The following is a 20,342-nucleotide window of genomic DNA, read 5'->3' on the forward strand; positions in this document are numbered from 1 at the left end:
TACTATCCCGCATAAGACCTTGTCTGCGTCACTTTAAAGTATTCACCATCACTATACGGCACTAACGCTAATCCGTTTGTGAATTGGTCAGCAATTGTAAAGTTCTTTACTTCTTTCCCCTCTGTATTGAATACTACACGCCATTCTAACGTACGGTTTGCATAGTCAATATCAGTAATTTGCTTTGTACCAATACCTTCTGGGTAGCTAAAGCCCGTCGATACTTTGTAGTTTTGCTGTGAAGAATCTTGTAATGTCGTCTCTACTACGTTATTTACAGCGCCTGATGCTTTAATAAATTCATCCGTTGTATATGTTTTATATGTAACATCTACAGCGTAAATCGCATCAGCATGTAATAACGTAATCACGAATTGCTTCTTGTCTTCTGAGAAAGTAATTGTATAGTCAGTACCTATTTCTAATAAGTCTTCATATACCCACTCACCTTTTTGCTGTACATATTTCGTTAAGACAATATCTTTCGCTACGATATGTGAGTTATCTGCAGCAATTGTATCGGTAATCGTTGTGTTTTGAGGTACAACTTTCCCAAGCTTATTGAATTCAATCTTCCAATTCGCTTCGTATTTATCGCCGCCTACTTGCGCTTTCGCTAAAGGTTTACCGTAAGTAACAGCTACCTCCTTTGAAACTTCCCAGTCAGCGCCTGGTGCTGTTCCATTACGTGTAATTTTTACTGCGTTTGTAAATTTCTCTACTTCTTCATCAGCTATACGGTCAATTCTTGTTGTGTACGTCACTTTTACAGCTTTAGTGCCTTGTGGATTCACAGTAAATTGTAGTGTTGAGCCATTTGTAATAACAGGCTCTTCCGCTCCATCAACTGTGACACCTTCTAATGATGATTTTACATTTGCTTTTGATACGTTTACCGTTGCTGGCACTAATACATGCCCCTCCCCTAACGTATCCGTAAATGTTAAATCATTATTAATATTTGCACCTTTTAAGTTAAACCATACTTCCCAGTCAATAAACTTCACACCGTTTTCATCTGTGCGTAATTTACCTTCTTTAGAAATATTTTGACTGCTTACTTTCGGTTCAAACACAAACTCTAATTTTAGTGACTCTTTCCCTGGCATCTGTACTTCTAATGTTTGATTCAAATCTTGCGTTACAAAATTGCCAAACACTGCGCTAAAATCAATGCCACCTTCAATTCCTTCAAATATAAAATCTATTGCTGTAAGTGTCACTTCACGTGTTTCTTTGTTTGTCACATACGTAAAGTAACGCTCGCCCCCAATTTTAATATCACCACTTAACGCTACTTCATCATAGAGCAGTAATTGCTGTGGCAACTTAAATGTGAACTGCTCACCAGCGAGCATCTTTTGCGTTGCAAATGTGTAAAACAATTGTACACGCTCATCTGCTTTTGGCTTGACGCCCGCTGCATCTGCTTGCGAAGTTATCTCTCTGTTGTTATAGATCAACTTCTCAAAACTTAAGTCAATCTTTTCATTACTCGCAAATGTGCTAGCAGTTTGTTCGTCATCCTTATTGGTGGCGTCTTCTGATGCATCATTACTCACTTCTTCATTATTCGCTTCTGCGGCTGCCATTGCTGCGCCCATAAAGACTGATTCATAGGCTGATGACGAGGCAGAAAACGGCATAATGAAACTTTGTACTAACACGAAAAATGTTAAGACAAAGACATTCAGTTTTCTAAACATAAATACTCCTTAACAAGACTTTTCACTTATTTCTAAAAATAAAATCTTTATTATTACCACTAAAGGAGACAAAAACAAAAAAGTGTATCCGAATAAATTCGAATACACTTTACTTAAATCATTTTCAATTTTGCTTTTACTTTTTCCATTAGTTCTTCTTCTGTTAAGGCAGCAACAGGACGGCTATTGACGAATGTAAATGTTTTTTTACGACCTGGCCCACAGTATGAGTGGCAACCAATTTCAATCGTTGCGTCTGCATCAATCTCTTTTAACTTTGGAATTAATGTTTTTAAGTTGACGGCTTGGCACTCATCACACACTTTAAACTCGTTTGCCATGGCGGTTACAACTCCTTTTTAGTTCTCATATACAGTATGCTATTTTACCGTAATGTGACATTGACTTTCAACCGCCATTGTATAAAAGAAGTGTTTCGCCTAGTCGTCCTGTTCAACATTTGTTCATATGTTTAACATTTTCGAATTACGCTCAAAAATCCTTGTTAAATAGTACAGATAACGTGCATTTTCCTCATCATGAAACGGCTCATAGCGCACCACTTCTGTCGAAAGCTCCTGCACGACTTGTTTTAGACGGTACATCACTTCTGTAACGGTAATAGGCATATCCATCAGTTGTTCTAGTGATGCCATCACATGTGGCGTAACAACCGGATATTGAAACTTCGTCGCTACATCGCGTAAACCTACCTCGTAAAAATCACGAATTAATGCCGCTCGTTCCTGCCCATTTCCTTCAATGCATATATAAATCTGTACGGCGATACCTTTTTTCATCCGTCGTTGTGAAATACCGGCGAACTTTTTACCATCAATACTTAAATCAAAACTCCCTGGACAATACGAACCAACAATTTCATACGCTTCGATGCGCGACGCAACTTCCGGGAACAATAAACGAATAAGTGCCACCATCGCGTCATAACCACTATCAATATCAATGCGGCTTTCTTCTTCGTTCATAATTAATGAGATATTTAAAATACCCGTATCGAGTACGACTGCCAATCCGCCCGAATTGCGGACAATCGGCGTATATTCTCTCGTTTCTAAAAACTGCATTGCCTCGTTAATAAACGGTAGTCGGTGGTCTTGAATACCTAACACAACCGATTGATTATGTACCCACGTTCGAATCGTCCACGGTGAATGCCCAGCCCCTACCGCTTCACATAATGTATCATCGGCCGCAAAGGACTCTAATGGCGATTTCGATATATTCGTTACAGATTGGTCTATAAAACGCCAAACTGGGCGCTGTAAGTTTAAAGTTGTCATCATATTCGCTCCTTATCACTTTAAGCATACACAAATTCGCCACGACTTGAAAAGCTTTTCAGGCGCTTTGTATTTTTAATTTATGCTACACTATGGATGTGAATAATTCTCAATTTAAAGGAGCGTTTCAATTATGAATGAAGCAGCAATTACATTAGATGGCTGGTATGTATTACATGATTTCCGTTCAATCGACTGGGCTTCTTGGAAGTTAGTAGATGCAGCAGAACGTGAAGAAGCTGTCGCTGAATTTAAAGCATACTTAGCAAAAGTGAACGAAGCAGATGTAGCTAAAACAGGTGCACATGCTTTATACTCAATCGTTGGTCAAAAAGCAGATTTCATGTTAATGACATTACGTGAAACAATGGATGAGCTACAAGAGCTTGAAGCCGAATTTAATAAATTAAAAATCGCGGACTTCACAATCCCTGCATACTCTTACGTATCAGTAGTAGAGCTTTCAAACTACTTAGCAGGCGAATCAAATGAAGACCCTTACCAAAATCCACATGTACGCTCTCGTTTATACCCTGAGCTACCTCGCTCACAATACGTGTGCTTCTATCCAATGGACAAACGTCGCCAAGGGAATGACAACTGGTACATGTTAGGTATGGATGACCGTAAATCATTAATGCGCTCACATGGTATGATCGGTCGTGGCTATGCAGGTAAAGTAAAACAAATCATTTCTGGTTCTATCGGCTTCGATGACCACGAGTGGGGCGTAACATTATTTGCAGATGACGTATTACAATTCAAAAAATTAGTATACGAAATGCGTTTCGACGAAGTATCAGCTCGCTATGGCGAATTCGGTTCATTCTTCGTAGGTAATATTTTAGATGACGAAAAATTAACGAAGTTTTTAACAATTTAATGGTAGAAACACTAAAAAAAGAATGAGACAAAAAGAAATATCCTTCAGCAATGACAACTGCTGAAGGATATTTTTGTGCTTTTGGTGCTACACTATATAGCAGACGCGTTTCGCAGGTATGGCTTGGCGCAAACACGATATTTCGCTTAAAAGTCTCATGCTCCTGATGTACCTCTTCACAGAAAAACATTGCTTTCCTGCTGAAGTCGCCGCTTGTGTCGAGACGCACCCGCAATTTCTTATCCTCTTAAACAACTCATGTTCATCAGAAATAAGGTTCTGTCTCGGACTCTTTTTACTTTTTGAGAACAGCCTTATATCTCTTGCTCTATGAATAATGTTATTTCACTTATGCAAGTCTGCTTCTTCAGGATCTTCGTATTGCAGTAGAAAAATAATCGTTTGAATAAATAATCCCAGTGCGACTAAAACAATCAATAAATAAATTGGCGGCGTAATACCGTAAAAATTACCAATCATATATGCCAAAACTGCGCCCATAACAATGCTAAATAAAATACTAATATTCGATTTCATGTGTACAAGAACTCCTTCTTTCAAATTCCTTGTACCACTATATATTATTTCAAAGTACTTTTCACATAAAGATTTTTCGTCAGAAGGAGTGTTATTGCAAAATTAAGTTTAAGCGCAAGTTTCATTGTACTAGATGCTAAATATTACGCAAAAATAAGTACAGGCTGTCGTGCCCATTATTGTGCTAAATATTGTAGTGTTGCATCTCCAAGCGTTTTGGCAGCGATTAGCATTGCACGCTCATCAAATTCAAAACGTGCATGATGATGTGGATATACCGCTTCCCATGCTGGATTTTTCGCACCTGTAAAGAAGAACGTTCCCGGTACATGCTCCATATAGTAACCAAAGTCTTCGCCAATCATCATTGGTGGTGTCGTGCTAACTGTGGCATATTGCTGTGCAATATTTGCGACAAATGCTGTTTCTGCCGCATGATTAACGACCGGTGGATACCCGCGTACATAATCATACGTATATGTAGCACCATTTGCATCACATACCGACTTTAACACCGCTTCAATTTCGCGCTCCATCACATCTCGAACATCTGCATCAAACGTACGAACTGTTCCTTTTAGCTGCACTGTATCGGCAATTACATTAAACGAGTTAATCGCTTCAAAATGACCGACTGAAAATACAGCTGGCTTTAACGGGTCTACTTTACGCGCAACAACCGCTTGTGTATTTGTCACGAACTGTGCACCGACTAATACCGCATCAACCGCTTGATGCGGTTCAGCGCCGTGTCCACCACGCCCTTGAATATGAATATTGACGGCATCAGCAGCAGCCATAATCGCCCCTTCTCGTACTTGAATTTCCCCAAGTGGCATCGGTGCCCATAAATGCGTCCCAAAGATAACATCAACGCCTTCTAAACAACCATCTTCAATCATTGCAATCGCACCACCTGGCGTAATTTCCTCAGCAAATTGGTGGATAAACACAACATTGCCCGTTAATTCATCTTGCATTTTCACAAGCGCTTTCGCTAAACCAAGTGCAATCGCTGTATGCCCATCATGACCACATGCATGCATAACACCATCATTTTTTGATTTATATGGTACATCATTTAATTCTTGAATCGGCAAGGCATCAAAGTCCGCACGAATTGCGACTGTCTTTCCCGGCTTCGCGCCACGTAATGTTGCGACAACCCCTCGACCTCCGACACCTTCACGAACCTCTAAGCCTAATTCACGGTGATAATTGGCGATGTACGCAGGTGTATGTACTTCGTGGAATGATAATTCTGGATACATATGTAAATGACGACGAATGGCCACCATTTCCTCATAACCTTGCTCTAATAATTGTTGTAGCATATAAGCTCCCCCTTTAATCGTTATTCTTCATTTATTGTACACGTAATTACGCATACTATACGCCTTAAATACTTATGAAACAACTGTCTCGACAAAAAAAGCCACACCTACGATACCATCGCTGTGTGACTTTTTCATATTTATTTTGCTGATTTCACAGCTGCGATAATGACCAATGTCCATGCAGCTAAAAATAGCACGCCACCAATTGGCGTAATCGCACCTAATACACCGATGCCCGATAATGCTAATACAATTAAACTTCCTGAAAAGAAATAAATACCTGCATGCATGAAGCGACTTGCCCATGTTAGCTGCTTACTCGCGCCTAATACACTCATTAAAATACCGATTAAAATTAAACCGCTCGCATGAAACATTTGGTACTGAATGGCCGTTTCCCAAATGCCTGTTGAATATTCATCCAGTACATCCTCTAATGCATGGGCACCGAACGCCCCTAATGCTACTGCTAAAAAACCGTGTGCAGCTCCCGCAATAATTGCCTTTTTCATGTTGTTATCGTCCTCCTATCATTAAAAATCAAAGATGGAATCGCCATTTGCGCCATCTTCTTCTACACGCTTCGTCGCTGATAATGATGATACTTGCTGCATAACTGGTACTGCCTGTTGTACAGGTTGCATCGGTTGCGTTACTGATTGTGATGCAACTTGCTCACTACGGAGTGCCACATCACATAACGAACGAATCGCCGTTAATGCTTCACGTGTAGCTTGTGTATTGCCGGCTTGTGCAGCGGCTACTTGTCGTGTAATTTCTTGTAGTAATGTCTCTTTTGAAATCATGTTGTTGCACCTCGTTTCGGTGTAAATTTCATACAATCCATACCTGATGATTGCTTAACGACAACAGAAGGGATTTGTGCCGTTTTAAAGCCATATGCCGTACAAGCACGTGGATGCGCAGGCTCCCATGTAATTTTCATATGAACGCATTTAAAACAATTAATTTGCATAATCTCGCCTTCTTTCTTTATTGAATGTACCATGTTCTGTTGCTAGATGAAAGTGAGCACTTTATGACAAACACCAAGCAATTGGCTGTTTGCCGGCTTGCTGTAGTAAGGCATTAATTTGTGAATAGGGCTTACTCCCAAAGAAGCCTCGATGCGCACTTAATGGACTTGGATGTGGTGCTTTTAAAATCATATGCTTCGTTGTATCAATTAAACGTTCTTTTTGCTGTGCAGGTCTTCCCCACAACACAAAAATAATTGGCTCATCACGGGCACTTAACTTCTCAATCACGGTATCAGTAAAGATTTCCCACCCTTTATCCTTATGTGAATGTGCTTGACCTTGGCGTACCGTTAGCACTGTATTTAACAATAATACACCTTGTTCTGCCCAAGACATTAACGAGCCATGATTTGGTATGTCACAGCCCATGTCAGCTTGTAGCTCTTTTAACATATTTTTCAAGCTTGGTGGTTGAGGCACACCAGGTTTCACGGAAAAGCTCATGCCGTGTGCTTGCCCCGGTCCGTGATAAGGGTCTTGCCCTAAAATAACAACTTTAACATCTTCATACGCCGTTACATGAAAGGCACTCCATAAATCATTCATTTGCGGAAAAATGGTTTGTGTCGCGTATTCCTGCTTTAAAAATTCACGGAGCTGTAAATAGTAAGGCTTCTGAAATTCTTCTCCTAATACAGCTTGCCAATCATTTTGAAAAATTTGCTTCATTTGCGATCGTTCCCTTCTGACCTTATTAAAATTTCGTTTTCTGACTATTTTTATATTGTCAGTTTACTTTTATACTTGTACTTACTATATTGTACTTGAAGGAAAGAAGGGTTTATACATGAGTTTAAAAAAGACATTAACAATTGCAGGTTCAGACACATCAGGTGGCGCAGGGATGCAGGCGGATTTAAAAACATTCCAAGAACACGGTACTTACGGAATGGTTGCATTAACAGTTGTTGTAACGATGGACCCAAAAACATGGTCACACCGAGTAGACGCACTTCCTACTGAATTATTACAAGCACAAATTGATACGGCAATTTCTACAGGTATTGATGCGATTAAAACAGGTATGCTCGCATCTGAAGACATCATCAAATTAGCAAGCGACGCCATTCAACGCGCTCAAACGAAAAATGTTGTCATTGACCCAGTAATGGTATGTAAAGGCGACGACGAAGTATTAAATCCCGGCAATACAACAGCAATGATTGACTACTTACTACCATATGCAACGGTGATTACGCCAAACTTGTTCGAAGCAGGTCAGCTAGCAGGTACAGGCACACCAAAAACATTAGCGGATATGCAAAAAGCGGCTCAACAAATTGTGCAAAAAGGCGCAAAAGCCGTTGTGATTAAAGGTGGTAAAGCATTACAACACGATAAAGCCGTTGATTTATTTTATAACGGCTCAGACTTCTATTTACTGGAGACAGAAAAGTTTGCCACAACATGGAATCACGGTGCAGGCTGTACATTTGCTGCAGCGATTACAGCCAATTTAGCAAATGGCTTAAGCATTGACGAAGCAGTATTTGAAGCGAAGGAATTTGTCGCCGCTGCTATTCAACACGGCTGGGCTTTAAATGATTTCGTTGGACCTGTTATGCATGGCGCGAAATCACGCTACGGCGCTCCTGCTGTCACAATTACAAAGCTAGAAGCACAACACGCATAATTTGCAAAAAACATCCTTCAGCAGTTGTCGTTGCTGAAGGATGTTTCTTTTTGCCTGACGCACTCTCAGTTGCTGTCCCAACTCTTTTTTGCCAGCACCATATTTTTCAAGCGTAATACTCTCTCTACTGAAACACACTTTGTTATAATAGATGCACAACTTGTCGAAAGGAGACAAACGATGGAAGCAGTTAACCAACAACATTTACAACAACTTATCGACAGCTTTGCCAACAAAGATGTCTTTATCCACTTAGAAACAACAAATGGTTCTTATGCCACTCATTTTAACGAAAAGTTCTTTAATGCAGGTGCGTTTATTCGCAATGTCCAACTTCGCTACGAGTTAGGGAAAATTGTGAGCGACTCACCACACCGTGTCGGCTTAAAGCTTGCACATGGTTGGGTTTATGCACAAGGCATTACGCACTATGAAGTGGATGAACAAGGCCGCTTATTAATGGCGGGCTTAGATTATGAAGGAAAGCTTGCGGTTGCACTACAAATTAGTGAAACACCGTTCGCTTATTAAAAGGAGGTTTTACGATGTTTGTAGATGAACGTCAAGTATTAGTCGTATTCCCTCACCCTGATGATGAGGCATTTTCTTGCGCCGGTGTTATTCGTCAAATGACAAACCGCGGCATTCCTGTTACATACGCATGTTTAACATTAGGTGAAATGGGGCGCAACTTAGGGAACCCCCCTTTTGCAACGCGTGAATCATTACCAGAAATTCGTCGTGCCGAGCTAAAGCAAGCATGTGAAGCGATGGGTATTCAAGATTTACGTATGATGGGCTTACGTGATAAAACGATTGAATTTGAAGATGATGAAAAGATGATCCAGCTTGTGACAAATTTAATCGAAGAGCTAAACCCTTCACTAATGATTACATTTTTACCGGGCTATTCAGTGCACCCTGACCATGAAGCAACGGCTCGTGCGGTGCGTGAAGCAGTGCGTCGCATGCCAGTAGCAGAGCGTCCAACTGTACTTGCAGTAGGCTTTGCGAACAACACATTTGACGAAGTTGGTTTACCGCCAATTAAAGTCGATATTTCAGACGTTATGGACAATAAAGTTGCAGCACTTCAAGCACACGCGTCTCAAACGGCTTGGATGATGGAAGAAACGAAAAAACGTGTCGATGATGGTTCAACAATGACTGAAAGCTGGTTAAAATCAGAAGCATTTTACGTATTAAATGACTTTTTAGACGCATAATTATCGAAGCGAGGCTGAGACAAAACAAAGTGTTAGGAGAAATCTCGTCATTTCTCCTAACACTTTTCCGCTTTCGTCGTCGTAAATTTTCGAGTAGGCTTTTCTGCGGTACGGCTCGAGCCTGTAGTCTCTCGCTCGTACTGTCCCGCTAGAAGTCCGCTCTTCATTTAACGACGACGTATCAAATATTTATCATCGAACATCGTTGAGATTGATTTGAATTACCCTTCTGTCCCAGCCTCGTTTTTTATATCTAGCTTGTTCACATTGTTGTAATGTTTACTACATATTTCAAACAACTGCATAACAGTATGCATAATTGTATAAATAGAAAACACCAAAATGGAAAACACCAAATAACTTACTATAAAACATTGCATGACGCTGTATATTAATTCAATAATTAATGTATAAAATTTGTATACGATATTCACTCAGAAGTGTATAAAGACGTTATTACTCATTATTCACACCCTTATACATATCGAATCCTCCAATGCATACACCACATAATTAACTGAAAAGACTGTATTCTTCTAAATCTCTAGACAAATGTATGCAAAATAGCTATCATGAATAAATATTCAATAAAACAATAAATGAGGTTATATAAATGAAGAAAAGTTATAGCGTAAGCAATTGGCTATACTTTATCATCCCGTCAATTTTAGGTGCGTTTTTATTTATGACGCCACTGAAAACAGAAGAAGGATGGAAAGTACCCATTGCGATGTTAGCAAGTTGGTTAGATGGTATCGTTGTCGATTTGATTGAACCATTTGCCTTATTAATTTTTGCCGTTGCTGCAATTGGCTCGTTATTTAAATTATTTACACCTGAGCCCGCGCAACGTACGTTTTCAGACCAATTATTCCGTGTTCATTGGTTCTGGATAATTACACGTGTACTAGCATTTGTCTTTGCCGCAATGGTTTACTTTGGCTTTGGTCCAGAAATGATTACAAGTGGTGACACTGGAGCCTTATTATTCGCTGGTGGTGGTGGATTAGTTACATTCCTATTTGTTATTTTCTTATTCGCAGGCATCGTTCTTCCTCTTTTAACAGATTTCGGTTTATTAGAGTTTTTCGGTTCGATGATGGTCAAAATTGTTCGTCCATTGTTTAAAATCCCTGGTCGCGCGTCAATTGATGCGTTAGCGTCTTGGGTTGGCGATGGGACAATCGGTGTATTATTAACAAATAAGCAATATGAGGAAGGCAATTACACAAAACGTGAAGCTGCCATTATTGCCACAACATTCTCAGTAGTTTCGATCACATTTAGTATCGTTATTTTAGAAGAGGTTGGCTTATCCCAATACTTCCCGCAATATTATGGAACAATTGTGTTATGTGGTATCGTTTTAGCATTATTAATGCCACGTCTTTACCCGCTTCGTGGCAAGGAAGATACGTACATTAACGGTCAACCTGCCGATAAAAAGCGTGAAGATTTACCAAAAGGTCATACAGTTTTATCATACGGTCTTGAAAATGCCTTAACAAAAGCACAAGCGAACCGTAACTTAGGTAAACTTGTCGTTAACGGTTTTAAAAACGTGCTAGATATGTGGATTGCAGTAGCTCCTGTCGTAATGGCATTTGGTACAATCGCATTAATTTTAGCAACATACACACCTATCTTTAAAATTTTAGGAACACCCTTTGAATACTATTTAGCATTCTTAAATATTCCTGAAGCCGCTGCAGCTGGTCAAACGATGGTGGTCGGCTTTGCAGATATGCTATTACCAGCCATTTTATCAGCAGGTATTGAATCAGAAATGACGCGCTTCGTTATCGCAACAGTATCTGTAACACAGCTGATTTATATGTCTGAAATTGGTGGCTTAATTTTAGGAACGAAATTACCAATCAACTTTAAAGATTTAGTCGTTATTTTCTTATTACGTACAATTATTTCGTTACCGATTATCGCTGGTATCGCACATTTAATCTTTTAAATAAAAATCCCGTACATGCGCCTTTGCGTGTACGGGATTTTACGTTAGCGTGAAATTTTTTGTGTACTCGATATCCAATGTTTATACCCCTCTATACTTGACTCATACAATGATGTTTGCGCGATTTCACCAAGATGCTTCGCATATGTGAAATTAATATTGCCAAATTGATGTTGTACTTTTTGTAAGTATGGGAAGCTTTCTTCACCCGTGCCGATAAACTGCCAATAAATCGGTTGATGCTCTAACAATGTTAATACCTCTGTCGTTTCACGTTGGTCGAAATTATTGCCATCCGTTAAAATAAACGCCAATATAGGAACTTCACGTGTCGTTTGAAGCACTTGTCCAATATACTTTTTACTAAATCCCTTTTTAATTACTTCCTCCTGATACAGTGAAAAATGTATCGCAATGTTTTTCATTAGTGGTGCATATTTCGTTGAAGATTCCACTTCAAACATCCGAATAATTTCGCGATATACATAACCTTCTATATTGTCTTCGTCTAGTAACGTAGCACGGTAACTATCGCTGCCAAATACAAACATATCAATTTGCTTATTTGCGTCAATAAACTGACTAAGTGCTAATAAATCTTCTAAAAATTGTTGCACCACACCGTCCCGATATAATTCCGTCATTGAACCACTAATATCAAGCCCAATAACTACATCACATAGCGGCAATTCATGCCCATTCAAAAATTGAGCAGCTGTTTGTCTTTTTTGTTGCATACGTATCACCTCAACATTATCTAAAAAGAGGAGCATGTATCGATACACCGCTCCTCCATTTTTTATTTTGAACCTGCCTGCCACTGCATTCCCCATTGATAATGCCGGTCCATATTTTGATGACCATTAAAATATTCAACTAAACGTTCCACACGAAACGTTTCATTTTTCACATTTTCAATCATTGCAATCGCACACATAATTTTACCGTCTTGATGTTCATTTAAACGCACTTCAATATCAGCACCACCTGGATATTTCAATGTCACAACACCATTTGCTTGTGACCAATTGGCAGCACCTTCATAAATAAATGCGTAAATTAATACGCGTTTAATCGCAGCGATTTTTTTGCCGTTGATACGTAAGTTTTCACCGTTAGACACTTCTCCTGTCCGGTCGTCACCATCTAAATGAATATACGGCGCATTATTAAAATCACCGAACGCGTTGCCAAGTGCTTGAACACAGCCTTTATAGCCGTCTGTCAGTTCAAATAAACAGCCTAAATCTAAATCAACATTTTGTGTTTTCCCACTTCCAAGTAATGAAGATAAAAAGCCCTTTTTTTGCGGTGCTGCTTGCTGTTCCCAATTTAAATTAATATGAATTTCACCTAGAGACTGACTACCTTTTGTTAAGTTAATGGACTGTCCTTTTTTCGTCAATTCAACTTTATTCAAATTTACCACAACATATCTGCCCCCTTTAGCTTTATTTTACCTTACATCCCTCAATTGTCAAAATTTTCTGTAATATATCTTCCGCGAATGCCGCACCTTCTTTTAACACTACTTTAACAGGTGCATCTTCACCGTAATGTGCATATACTTCACCATGTTTCGGCGTATAACCAATATCGGCAATTTGCATCATACCTAAGTCCATCATTGAATCCCCTGCAGCAATATGACAAGAATGTGGTAATTGGTCGCGTACATAATGAACTGCCGCTTCTTTCGTTAAGCTTTTCGGCAATGCATAAAACTTACGACCATGTAAATACGATACCCACCCTTCCTGCTCTAGTTCTTGCTGAAATTCACCTAAACTATCGTGGCACAATGCGGCTTCATCAACAGCTAACATATAAAATAAGTTTTCCACTTCGTACTCACGTAAAAAGAATTCACGTTGACGATGAAGTGTAAAGCGCTCTTTAAATGATGTTATCGGCAATAAATCGGCAAATGATTGTTGCACGATTTCATCCCACTGCGCATCACGCTGACCATCTTTAAACACAATCCCTCCATTTGCGACAACTGCATACTGCGGGATTAATTGCTGTTGGAAAAATGAAATACGCTCATACTGTAGTTGCGAACGTGTTGTAACTGGCACAACATAGGCAGACTGTGTTAAATCTTGTAATAGTGCCATTTCACGATTCGACATAAAGGACTGTGCCTTCCCATCTAAATATTCAATGCATGTGCAGTCAGTCGTATCACCAATCGTACGGTGTGAGAAAATAAGCGTACGGTCTAAATCTGATGTAAATAATTTCATACTGTCACATCCTTAATTAAGCCACAGCACGAATACTCCATGTCCTCATAAACTTCAATCGGTACATTACGCTCTGCTGCTAATAAACGAATATGTGTTAAATCATTATCAAATTTCGGATTCACTAAAATCTTCCATGGTACACGACGTAATAACACACGCGTCGTTTCGCCAACACCTGGTTTAATATAATTCGTTTTTGCAATGTCATAACGCTCTTTGATCGCTTCTACACTCTTCATCCCTTGCCATGATGGTGTGCGGTCGTATGCTAAAAGTTGCGTTACTTGCGCATGAATTTGCGGACGTACCGCTTCAAAGTGTTTCGTCACCTCATCGACATAGTAATTCGAAACATCTTGGTCGCTAAACTCACGATAATATTTTGCACCGTGGAAGTCACCTTCTTCAATAAATGCTGTATTTAATACGGTACGACTAACAAGCCCTGATACCGTTGAATTTAAACAAGCAGATGGAATTAAGAAATCATCACGTGTGCCGTACACTTCCACACAATGTCCAGGGTCAGCAAGTACCGCTAAATCAGGATTAATGTGCTGTGTATGTGCTTGATTATATGTATCACATGCTTCCTTTAATTCGCGTGTAATCGCACCTTTCCCTGTCCAGCCATCAATAAATTGAATATCGGCCTGTTCATGTTGCGCAAAAATGTAATCAATCGCCGTTTCATCAATACCACGATCGCGAATAATGGAAATTGAATAGTGCGGCACTGTCACATTATACGTTTTTTCAATATAGCGCTTAATTAAAATGCCAATCGGTGTACCTGCGCGCGCTAAACTCACAAGTACTAAATGTTCCGTACCACGATTTTTAACAATTTGCTCGGCGACAACACCTACTGCAATCGCAATGCGTTCGGCATACTCATGCAATGTCGTATGAAATAGCTCCATATACTGTTCACCTGGCTGAAACTCTACTGGTAACATTTCTGCATAATGCGTACCTGTTTGAATCAGTTGCTCTCGCTCCGTCGTATCACGTTCAATTTCAATGTGGCTAATATCACGTAATAAAAAGAGAACATCCTCCGTTTTATAGCTTCCTAATACATCTGGTTGAAATTTTGTTGTCATAACTTTATAACTCCCTTCCGTCTGTTAGCGTTAAAATCGTTACTGTTGGAATTTGTGCCTCTGCTAATGCATCAATCAGTGTTGTAAGTGCTGCATCGCTTGTAATACGTTCAATGACAATAATGGCATCTGTATAGTGCTTTTTCGGTATGTTGTACACATAGTTTTCAACGCCACAATGATCTGGACTTTCAAAAGTATACTGTGTTTGAATAAAGCTTTTTTCGTGTGCATAAATAGGACTGCGTGTTGTTGAATGGAAGTAGACATTTGTCCCGAGTAGCGCGGCAATACGCATCGGGATATACATAAATTCTCCGGTACCGAGTACTAATGTTTTGCCACCTTTACGTAAGCCTTGAAGCTGGTATTTGAATAATGAGAGTTGCTGGCGAATCAATATATCTTGTTCCTTCGTTAAACCGAAGCGACCACTGCCACGGTAATAAGGCATGCTACATTGTGTGCCATCTTGTTGTGTGGAAATTGCATGTATATATTGGTCATCGGGCAATAAATGTGCCAGTGACGCATGAATAACGGTAGGTGTTTGTTTTAGTGGATTACGTTGTCGAGCGAGCGCTTCTATTTGCGGTTGCCCTTCAACTTGAATTGTGCCTTGTAATAAGCTTACCTCTTGAATTGTAATGCCATGCTGTTGCTCAAAATCTCGATATGCTTGACGATGCTCTTCGCTACGCCAATCTAAAATCGATACGATGACAAATGATTTTTTATGTGGGAATGCTTCTAAAATTTGCGAAATAATATTGATATTCGTTTGGCCTGTCGTTAACTCATCATCGACAAGCGCAATCGTGGCATCTCCTTCAAAGAAATGCTCATCTTGCATATACACACGATGCGTTGTCGCGTGCGAATGCTCTTCTTCAAATGTCGCAAGTGGTACGAGCGACGGAATGTACTCACGCGTTGTATGTACATATTCTACATTTTGGCGGAATGCATTGAAAAACGCATGACCTAGTGCTGTAGCGGTTTCCGCAAAGCCAATAATTTTAACAGGCTTCTCTAGTACAAGTGGATGCTCCTCCAACATATTTAAACTTTCGTCTAATTGTTCATACGTTTTGAGCGCTGTGGCTACTGCCTGCGCGCGAATATCTGGCTTCTTTTCGACTACTTCCATATAACGCATTGCTAATAAATGACCTAGCAATAGCGGTATTTGTGGTGGCAAAGCAATATGTTTGCCTAACACTTTACTAATAAATAAAAAGCTTCGTTTTTTATTGATGCGCATCGCCATTTCAAACAGCTGTGTTTCTTCAAACTGATATGGATTTTGCGTGACATTGACATCAATATGCACTTCATCAAGAATCGAATACTTTGCCATGGTGCGTTGCCTCCTCTAAAATTAACGAACGGAAATCTTCATTTGGTGCGTATACACCGTAAGCCTTCGCACGTTGCATAATACGCTGTGCCCAATAAAGGTGCGGCTTCATCTCATTCATTTTATTTTTGTATTCACTTTTCTTCACCCCAACTTGCCCTTCGCTATTTGCTAAAATACTTTCAGCGTCTAAATACTCTTCATGCGTTACGACATAAAGGGCATTTACCGGCAATAAATGGGTTGGATGAATAATCGTTTTACCAATTAAACCGTTAATTTGGTCTAAAAACACTTCACGCATTAAGCCATCTACATATTCATTTACAAGCTGTTCGCGCGTTTCTAAACCGATTTGACCGTAACGTTGTGTAAACGGTGTTTCGCGTAACGTTGAACGGAAAATACGCGTCTGATTCGTAAAGTATTCCCACACGGGCCCTGAAATAACAAAACGATGCTCAGTGCGATTTAAAATATTAATAATATCGGCGATGCAGTCACGTACAATCGTTACATCATAAATCGTTGAATCTACGCGGCGACGAATGCCAAATAAACCACAGAAATCAGTCGTACCAATACGCACATTCAACACGTATTCATAATATTCAGCTAATATTTCACGGATTTTTATTAAGCTTTCAAAGCGATGTTCCTTAAAAATCACATCGTCTGATTCTAAAATCGGCATGCCATACAATGTATAGCCTAAACGATTTTGTTCGGCAATTTGTTCAAAAAATGCCGCGCCGTTATGATGTGAAAATTTCGGGAACACATACCCGGTCAGCACTTGTTGTCGGTCGCCTAATAACGCAATAATCTCTTTTAATTGTTCAGGATTTCGTACACGCACAAAAATAAGTGGCAATTGCCCAATTGTTAACACGTGATTTGTGAGTAAATCATGAATCTCTGTCATATTTCCGCACAATGTTTGGAATGCCGATTCTAACTCTAAATCACCAACCGCATCCTCAAGGTCGATAATCATTGATGTTAAATGTGGATGTTTATTCGTGACAATTTCATGTGCTAAATTTGAACGTGTAGCAGGCATGTATAATGCCCCACCTAAACAATAGGCTAAATCCTCACGCGGTGTATATTTATCGAAGTACATTGGTTTTTTGAAAAAAATCTCATCTACTGATTGTTCATGATGTGCAAAAAAACGCATATTCATCTCTCCTATATTAAAAATTAACGCGTTTTACGTTGACGTGTATAGTGAAAAACAATCGTCGTAATAAACGCCATTGCAAGAACAGCAAAAAATACATAATGTGAAATTTCAATATGAAATACACTTAACAACATTTTTACCGCAATCACACCGATTAAGATAAACGCTGTTGTTTCAAGTTCTGGGATTTTATCAATTAAGGTCACAAAGAAGCCTGCAATTGTACGCATCATTAAAATACCGAGCATACCACCAATAAGCAGTACTCACACTTCTTCAGAAATTGCAAAAGCGGCTAAAATAGAGTCTACTGAAAAGGCAATATCCATTAACTCTACGGTAATAACCGTCCCCCAAAATAAACCGAATGTGCGAATCAGCCACCCTTGTTGATTAATCGGTTTCGCTTCATCTGTTTCAGCTTTCTTTTTAAAGTGCGATACAGCAATCCATGCTAAATAAAGCGCACCCGCTAATTTAATAAACCAAAATTTCACTAAGTAAACGCCGATACCAATAAAAATAAAACGGAAAATATAAGCGCCTATCAAACCATATAATAAAGCTTTCTTGCGCTTATCTTCTGATAAATGGCGCACTAATACAGCGAGTACAAGTGCATTATCTGCAGATAGCAATCCTTCCATAACGATAAGTGATAAAATTAATCCCCATGACACGGGGTCCGTTAATACCTGTACCCATTGATTCCAATCGAAAAACAAGGCATATGTATTCATCATTTGTTCCAGCATGCCTTTTACATCTCCTAACATTTTATAAAATGGTGCTGTATTGTCAGGTAAAACGGCAATGCAACATCTTTCTTATTCCCTTTTTTCAAAAAACAATAACAAAAAGGTGATTGCATATTGCAAATCACCTTTTGTAAGGCACCGACAAGCCGTTTTACACACTTAAGCCATATGCTTGTACAAGTGCCGCTAAACCGCCTTGGTAGCCTGAACCAACTGCATTGAACTTCCAATCTGTACCGTGACGATACAGTTCACAAAATACAACCGCTGTTTCAATTGAGAAGTCTTCGCCTAAATCGAAGCGTAATACTTCATTGTCATTGTCTTGGTTCACAAGACGTGCAAAAGCATTCGCAATTTGACCAAAATTTTGGTTGCGAAGTTCTGCGTCATGAATCGTTACAGTAATGGCAATACGATGAACATCTTGTGGAACACGTGCTAAGTCGATCGTGATTTGTTCATCATCCCCATCACCTTCACCGGTACGGTTATCACCAAGATGCTTTACAGAGCCATCTGAGCTTTGTAAGTTATTATAGAAAATGAAATCTAATTCATTGCGGCATTGCCCAGCCTCATTTAATAAAAACACCGATGCATCTAAGTCAAAATCTTGCCCACCATCAAATGATTTTACGTCCCAGCCTAAGCCAATCATAATCTTTTGTAATGATGGATCATTTTTTGTTAAATCAATACGTTGTCCTTTGCTTAACTGAATTGCCATGTAAATGCCCCCTTTGAATGATAAATTGCGATTAACCTACTTGTAAGCCGAAATCGTTACATAATGCAGCTAAGCCACCTTGGTAGCCTGAACCAACTGCGTTAAATTTCCATTCGCCGTTGTGACGGTATAATTCGCCAACTACTAACGCTGTTTCAATGGAGAAGTCTTCGCCTAAATCATAGCGAATTAATTCTTCATTTGTATCTTCGTTCACAATACGGATAAATGAGTTGGATACCATACCGAAGTTTTGACCACGTGCTTCTGCATCGTGAATCGTTACTGTAAATGCAATACGTTGTACGCCTTCAGGTACACTGTTTAGCGTAATTGATACTGTTTCATCATCACCAGCACCTTCACCTGTTAAGTTGTCACCTGAGTGTACAACTGAGCCGTTACCACCTGTTGTGTTGTTATAGAAAATAAAGTCAGATGGGTCTGATACTTTACCGCCGTCATTTAATAAAAATACAGATGAGTCTAAGTCGAAACCTTCTGTACCATCGTACTTATTTGTATCCCAACCTAAACCTACTTTTACTTTCGTTAACCCTGGATTTGTTTTTGTTAAATCTACTTTTTGACCTTTTGATAATGACACAACCATGTTGAAATTCCTCCTCAGTAGTTAGCTTGCTTTATAATATGAAATAATTAACGATAACGATTTACTAAACCACTTAAACCATCATCAGTTGTACCTGTACCTACAGCTGCAAATTTCCAATCGCTGCCGCTACGGTAAATCTCACCTGTAATCAATGCTGTTTGACCTGCATAATCATCGGATAAATTGTAGCGAATTAACTCTTCATTCGTTGAAGGATTTAATACACGAATATATGCGTTACGAATCATACCGAAATCTTGATTGCGCTTTTTCGCATCGTAAATATTTACGACAAATACAAGTTTGTTATATTTAGCAGGTACTTGGCCTAGCTCGATGAAAATGGTTTCATCATCACCAGCACCTTCACCTGTTAAGTTATCCCCAGAATGTTTGATTGAACCGTCAACACTTGTTTTACGTCCAAAATATACAACGTCTTCTTGATTTACAAGACGGTCATCTTCTAACATAATGACTGACGCATCACAGTCTATATTGGCACCGCCACCGCCACCAAAAAGACCTCCGAATAAGCCACCGCTCTTCTTTTGTTCTACTGGATCCCAGCCTAAACCTACTTGTAAGCGACTTAGTCCTGCGTTTCCTTTTGTTAAATCAACACGTTGACCTTTTTGTAAATTTACAACCATGACTGTCCAACTCCCTTATCTGAATTTAAAGAAATAATTGTGCTCTTAT

Annotated in this window: 23 protein-coding genes and 1 pseudogene; 5 read left to right on the forward strand and 19 right to left on the reverse strand. The window is 39.4% G+C overall.

Annotated elements, in window-relative coordinates; all coding sequences use genetic code 11:
• Positions 1 to 2: 2 nt before the first annotated feature.
• From A6M13_RS12865 to lipL, 3 genes are all read right to left on the reverse strand, one after another.
• Positions 3 to 1,706 (reverse strand): collagen binding domain-containing protein, encoded by a 1,704-nt coding sequence (locus A6M13_RS12865; protein WP_066547080.1) that lies wholly within the window; start codon positions 1,704 to 1,706, stop codon positions 3 to 5.
• Between the two features lie 113 nt (positions 1,707 to 1,819).
• Complete coding sequence (locus tag A6M13_RS12870; RefSeq protein WP_066547081.1) at positions 1,820 to 2,047, reverse strand: YuzB family protein; 228 nt, start codon at positions 2,045 to 2,047, stop codon at positions 1,820 to 1,822.
• A gap of 123 nt (positions 2,048 to 2,170) precedes the next feature.
• Positions 2,171 to 3,007: an octanoyl-[GcvH]:protein N-octanoyltransferase gene (gene lipL / locus A6M13_RS12875; RefSeq protein ID WP_066547083.1), complete on the reverse strand. Its 837-nt coding sequence runs from the start codon at positions 3,005 to 3,007 to the stop codon at positions 2,171 to 2,173.
• 133 nt (positions 3,008 to 3,140) lie between these two features.
• Here lipL and hemQ point away from each other — a divergent pair, with 133 nt between their 5' ends.
• Positions 3,141 to 3,890, forward strand: a complete 750-nt coding sequence (gene hemQ / locus A6M13_RS12880) for a hydrogen peroxide-dependent heme synthase (RefSeq protein WP_066547086.1) — start codon at positions 3,141 to 3,143, stop codon at positions 3,888 to 3,890.
• Between the two features lie 345 nt (positions 3,891 to 4,235).
• Here the strand turns inward: hemQ and A6M13_RS12885 are convergent, their stop codons facing one another.
• From A6M13_RS12885 to A6M13_RS12910, 6 genes are all read right to left on the reverse strand, one after another.
• On the reverse strand, positions 4,236 to 4,427 hold the full coding sequence (locus A6M13_RS12885) for a hypothetical protein (protein ID WP_066547093.1): 192 nt from the start codon (positions 4,425 to 4,427) through the stop codon (positions 4,236 to 4,238).
• Positions 4,428 to 4,603: 176 nt separating this feature from the next.
• Positions 4,604 to 5,761: a M20 family metallopeptidase gene (locus A6M13_RS12890; RefSeq protein WP_066547101.1), complete on the reverse strand. Its 1,158-nt coding sequence runs from the start codon at positions 5,759 to 5,761 to the stop codon at positions 4,604 to 4,606.
• A gap of 140 nt (positions 5,762 to 5,901) precedes the next feature.
• Entirely contained in the window at positions 5,902 to 6,276 is a 375-nt protein-coding gene (locus A6M13_RS12895; RefSeq protein WP_066547114.1) for a DUF423 domain-containing protein, read from the reverse strand.
• Between the two features lie 21 nt (positions 6,277 to 6,297).
• Positions 6,298 to 6,570: a YwdI family protein gene (locus A6M13_RS12900; protein ID WP_066547118.1), complete on the reverse strand. Its 273-nt coding sequence runs from the start codon at positions 6,568 to 6,570 to the stop codon at positions 6,298 to 6,300.
• On the reverse strand, positions 6,567 to 6,740 hold the full coding sequence (locus tag A6M13_RS12905) for a uracil-DNA glycosylase (RefSeq protein ID WP_066547121.1): 174 nt from the start codon (positions 6,738 to 6,740) through the stop codon (positions 6,567 to 6,569). The genes A6M13_RS12900 and A6M13_RS12905 overlap by 4 nt, the downstream gene beginning before the upstream one ends.
• A 61-nt stretch (positions 6,741 to 6,801) precedes the next feature.
• Positions 6,802 to 7,473: a uracil-DNA glycosylase gene (locus A6M13_RS12910; protein ID WP_066547123.1), complete on the reverse strand. Its 672-nt coding sequence runs from the start codon at positions 7,471 to 7,473 to the stop codon at positions 6,802 to 6,804.
• A gap of 118 nt (positions 7,474 to 7,591) precedes the next feature.
• On the opposite strand from A6M13_RS12910, the gene thiD reads away from it, so the two are divergent.
• The 4 genes from thiD to A6M13_RS12930 all read left to right on the forward strand — a co-directional run bounded on the left by thiD (position 7,592) and on the right by A6M13_RS12930 (position 11,629).
• Entirely contained in the window at positions 7,592 to 8,437 is an 846-nt protein-coding gene (gene thiD, locus A6M13_RS12915; RefSeq protein ID WP_066547126.1) for a bifunctional hydroxymethylpyrimidine kinase/phosphomethylpyrimidine kinase, read from the forward strand.
• A gap of 180 nt (positions 8,438 to 8,617) precedes the next feature.
• Positions 8,618 to 8,968, forward strand: coding sequence for a YojF family protein (locus A6M13_RS12920; protein WP_066547129.1), 351 nt, complete (start codon positions 8,618 to 8,620; stop codon positions 8,966 to 8,968).
• A gap of 14 nt (positions 8,969 to 8,982) precedes the next feature.
• Positions 8,983 to 9,663 (forward strand): bacillithiol biosynthesis deacetylase BshB2, encoded by a 681-nt coding sequence (gene bshB2 / locus A6M13_RS12925; protein WP_066547131.1) that lies wholly within the window; start codon positions 8,983 to 8,985, stop codon positions 9,661 to 9,663.
• Between the two features lie 613 nt (positions 9,664 to 10,276).
• A complete protein-coding gene (locus A6M13_RS12930; RefSeq protein ID WP_066547133.1) occupies positions 10,277 to 11,629 on the forward strand; it encodes a YjiH family protein in 1,353 nt (450 codons plus the stop codon).
• Between the two features lie 44 nt (positions 11,630 to 11,673).
• Here A6M13_RS12930 and A6M13_RS12935 read toward each other — a convergent pair whose 3' ends face one another.
• The 10 genes and pseudogenes from A6M13_RS12935 to A6M13_RS12980 all read right to left on the reverse strand — a co-directional run bounded on the left by A6M13_RS12935 (position 11,674) and on the right by A6M13_RS12980 (position 20,293).
• Positions 11,674 to 12,366, reverse strand: coding sequence for a VWA domain-containing protein (locus A6M13_RS12935; RefSeq protein ID WP_066547135.1), 693 nt, complete (start codon positions 12,364 to 12,366; stop codon positions 11,674 to 11,676).
• Positions 12,367 to 12,428: 62 nt separating this feature from the next.
• Positions 12,429 to 13,058 carry a TerD family protein gene (locus A6M13_RS12940; protein ID WP_066547137.1) on the reverse strand — a complete coding sequence of 210 codons (630 nt, stop codon included), beginning with the start codon at positions 13,056 to 13,058 and terminating at the stop codon, positions 12,429 to 12,431.
• 22 nt (positions 13,059 to 13,080) lie between these two features.
• A complete protein-coding gene (locus A6M13_RS12945; RefSeq protein ID WP_066547140.1) occupies positions 13,081 to 13,878 on the reverse strand; it encodes an HAD family hydrolase in 798 nt (265 codons plus the stop codon).
• Positions 13,875 to 14,987 carry a cysteine protease StiP family protein gene (locus A6M13_RS12950; RefSeq protein ID WP_066547143.1) on the reverse strand — a complete coding sequence of 371 codons (1,113 nt, stop codon included), beginning with the start codon at positions 14,985 to 14,987 and terminating at the stop codon, positions 13,875 to 13,877. Before A6M13_RS12950 ends, A6M13_RS12945 begins: the two co-directional genes overlap by 4 nt.
• 4 nt (positions 14,988 to 14,991) lie before the next feature.
• A complete protein-coding gene (locus A6M13_RS12955; protein WP_066547145.1) occupies positions 14,992 to 16,347 on the reverse strand; it encodes a phosphoribosyltransferase family protein in 1,356 nt (451 codons plus the stop codon).
• Positions 16,325 to 17,530 carry an HpcH/HpaI aldolase/citrate lyase family protein gene (locus A6M13_RS12960; protein WP_141680958.1) on the reverse strand — a complete coding sequence of 402 codons (1,206 nt, stop codon included), beginning with the start codon at positions 17,528 to 17,530 and terminating at the stop codon, positions 16,325 to 16,327. Before A6M13_RS12960 ends, A6M13_RS12955 begins: the two co-directional genes overlap by 23 nt.
• A gap of 23 nt (positions 17,531 to 17,553) precedes the next feature.
• Positions 17,554 to 18,312: pseudogene (locus tag A6M13_RS12965) on the reverse strand (TerC family protein).
• 133 nt (positions 18,313 to 18,445) lie between these two features.
• Positions 18,446 to 19,024 carry a TerD family protein gene (locus A6M13_RS12970; RefSeq protein ID WP_066547147.1) on the reverse strand — a complete coding sequence of 193 codons (579 nt, stop codon included), beginning with the start codon at positions 19,022 to 19,024 and terminating at the stop codon, positions 18,446 to 18,448.
• A 31-nt stretch (positions 19,025 to 19,055) separates the two neighbouring features.
• Positions 19,056 to 19,637 (reverse strand): TerD family protein, encoded by a 582-nt coding sequence (locus A6M13_RS12975; RefSeq protein ID WP_066547149.1) that lies wholly within the window; start codon positions 19,635 to 19,637, stop codon positions 19,056 to 19,058.
• Between the two features lie 47 nt (positions 19,638 to 19,684).
• Positions 19,685 to 20,293 (reverse strand): TerD family protein, encoded by a 609-nt coding sequence (locus A6M13_RS12980; RefSeq protein WP_066547152.1) that lies wholly within the window; start codon positions 20,291 to 20,293, stop codon positions 19,685 to 19,687.
• Between the last annotated feature and the right edge of the window lie 49 nt (positions 20,294 to 20,342).

It is taken from the genome of Caryophanon tenue (assembly GCF_001700315.1).
GTDB lineage: Bacteria > Bacillota > Bacilli > Bacillales_A > Planococcaceae > Caryophanon > Caryophanon tenue.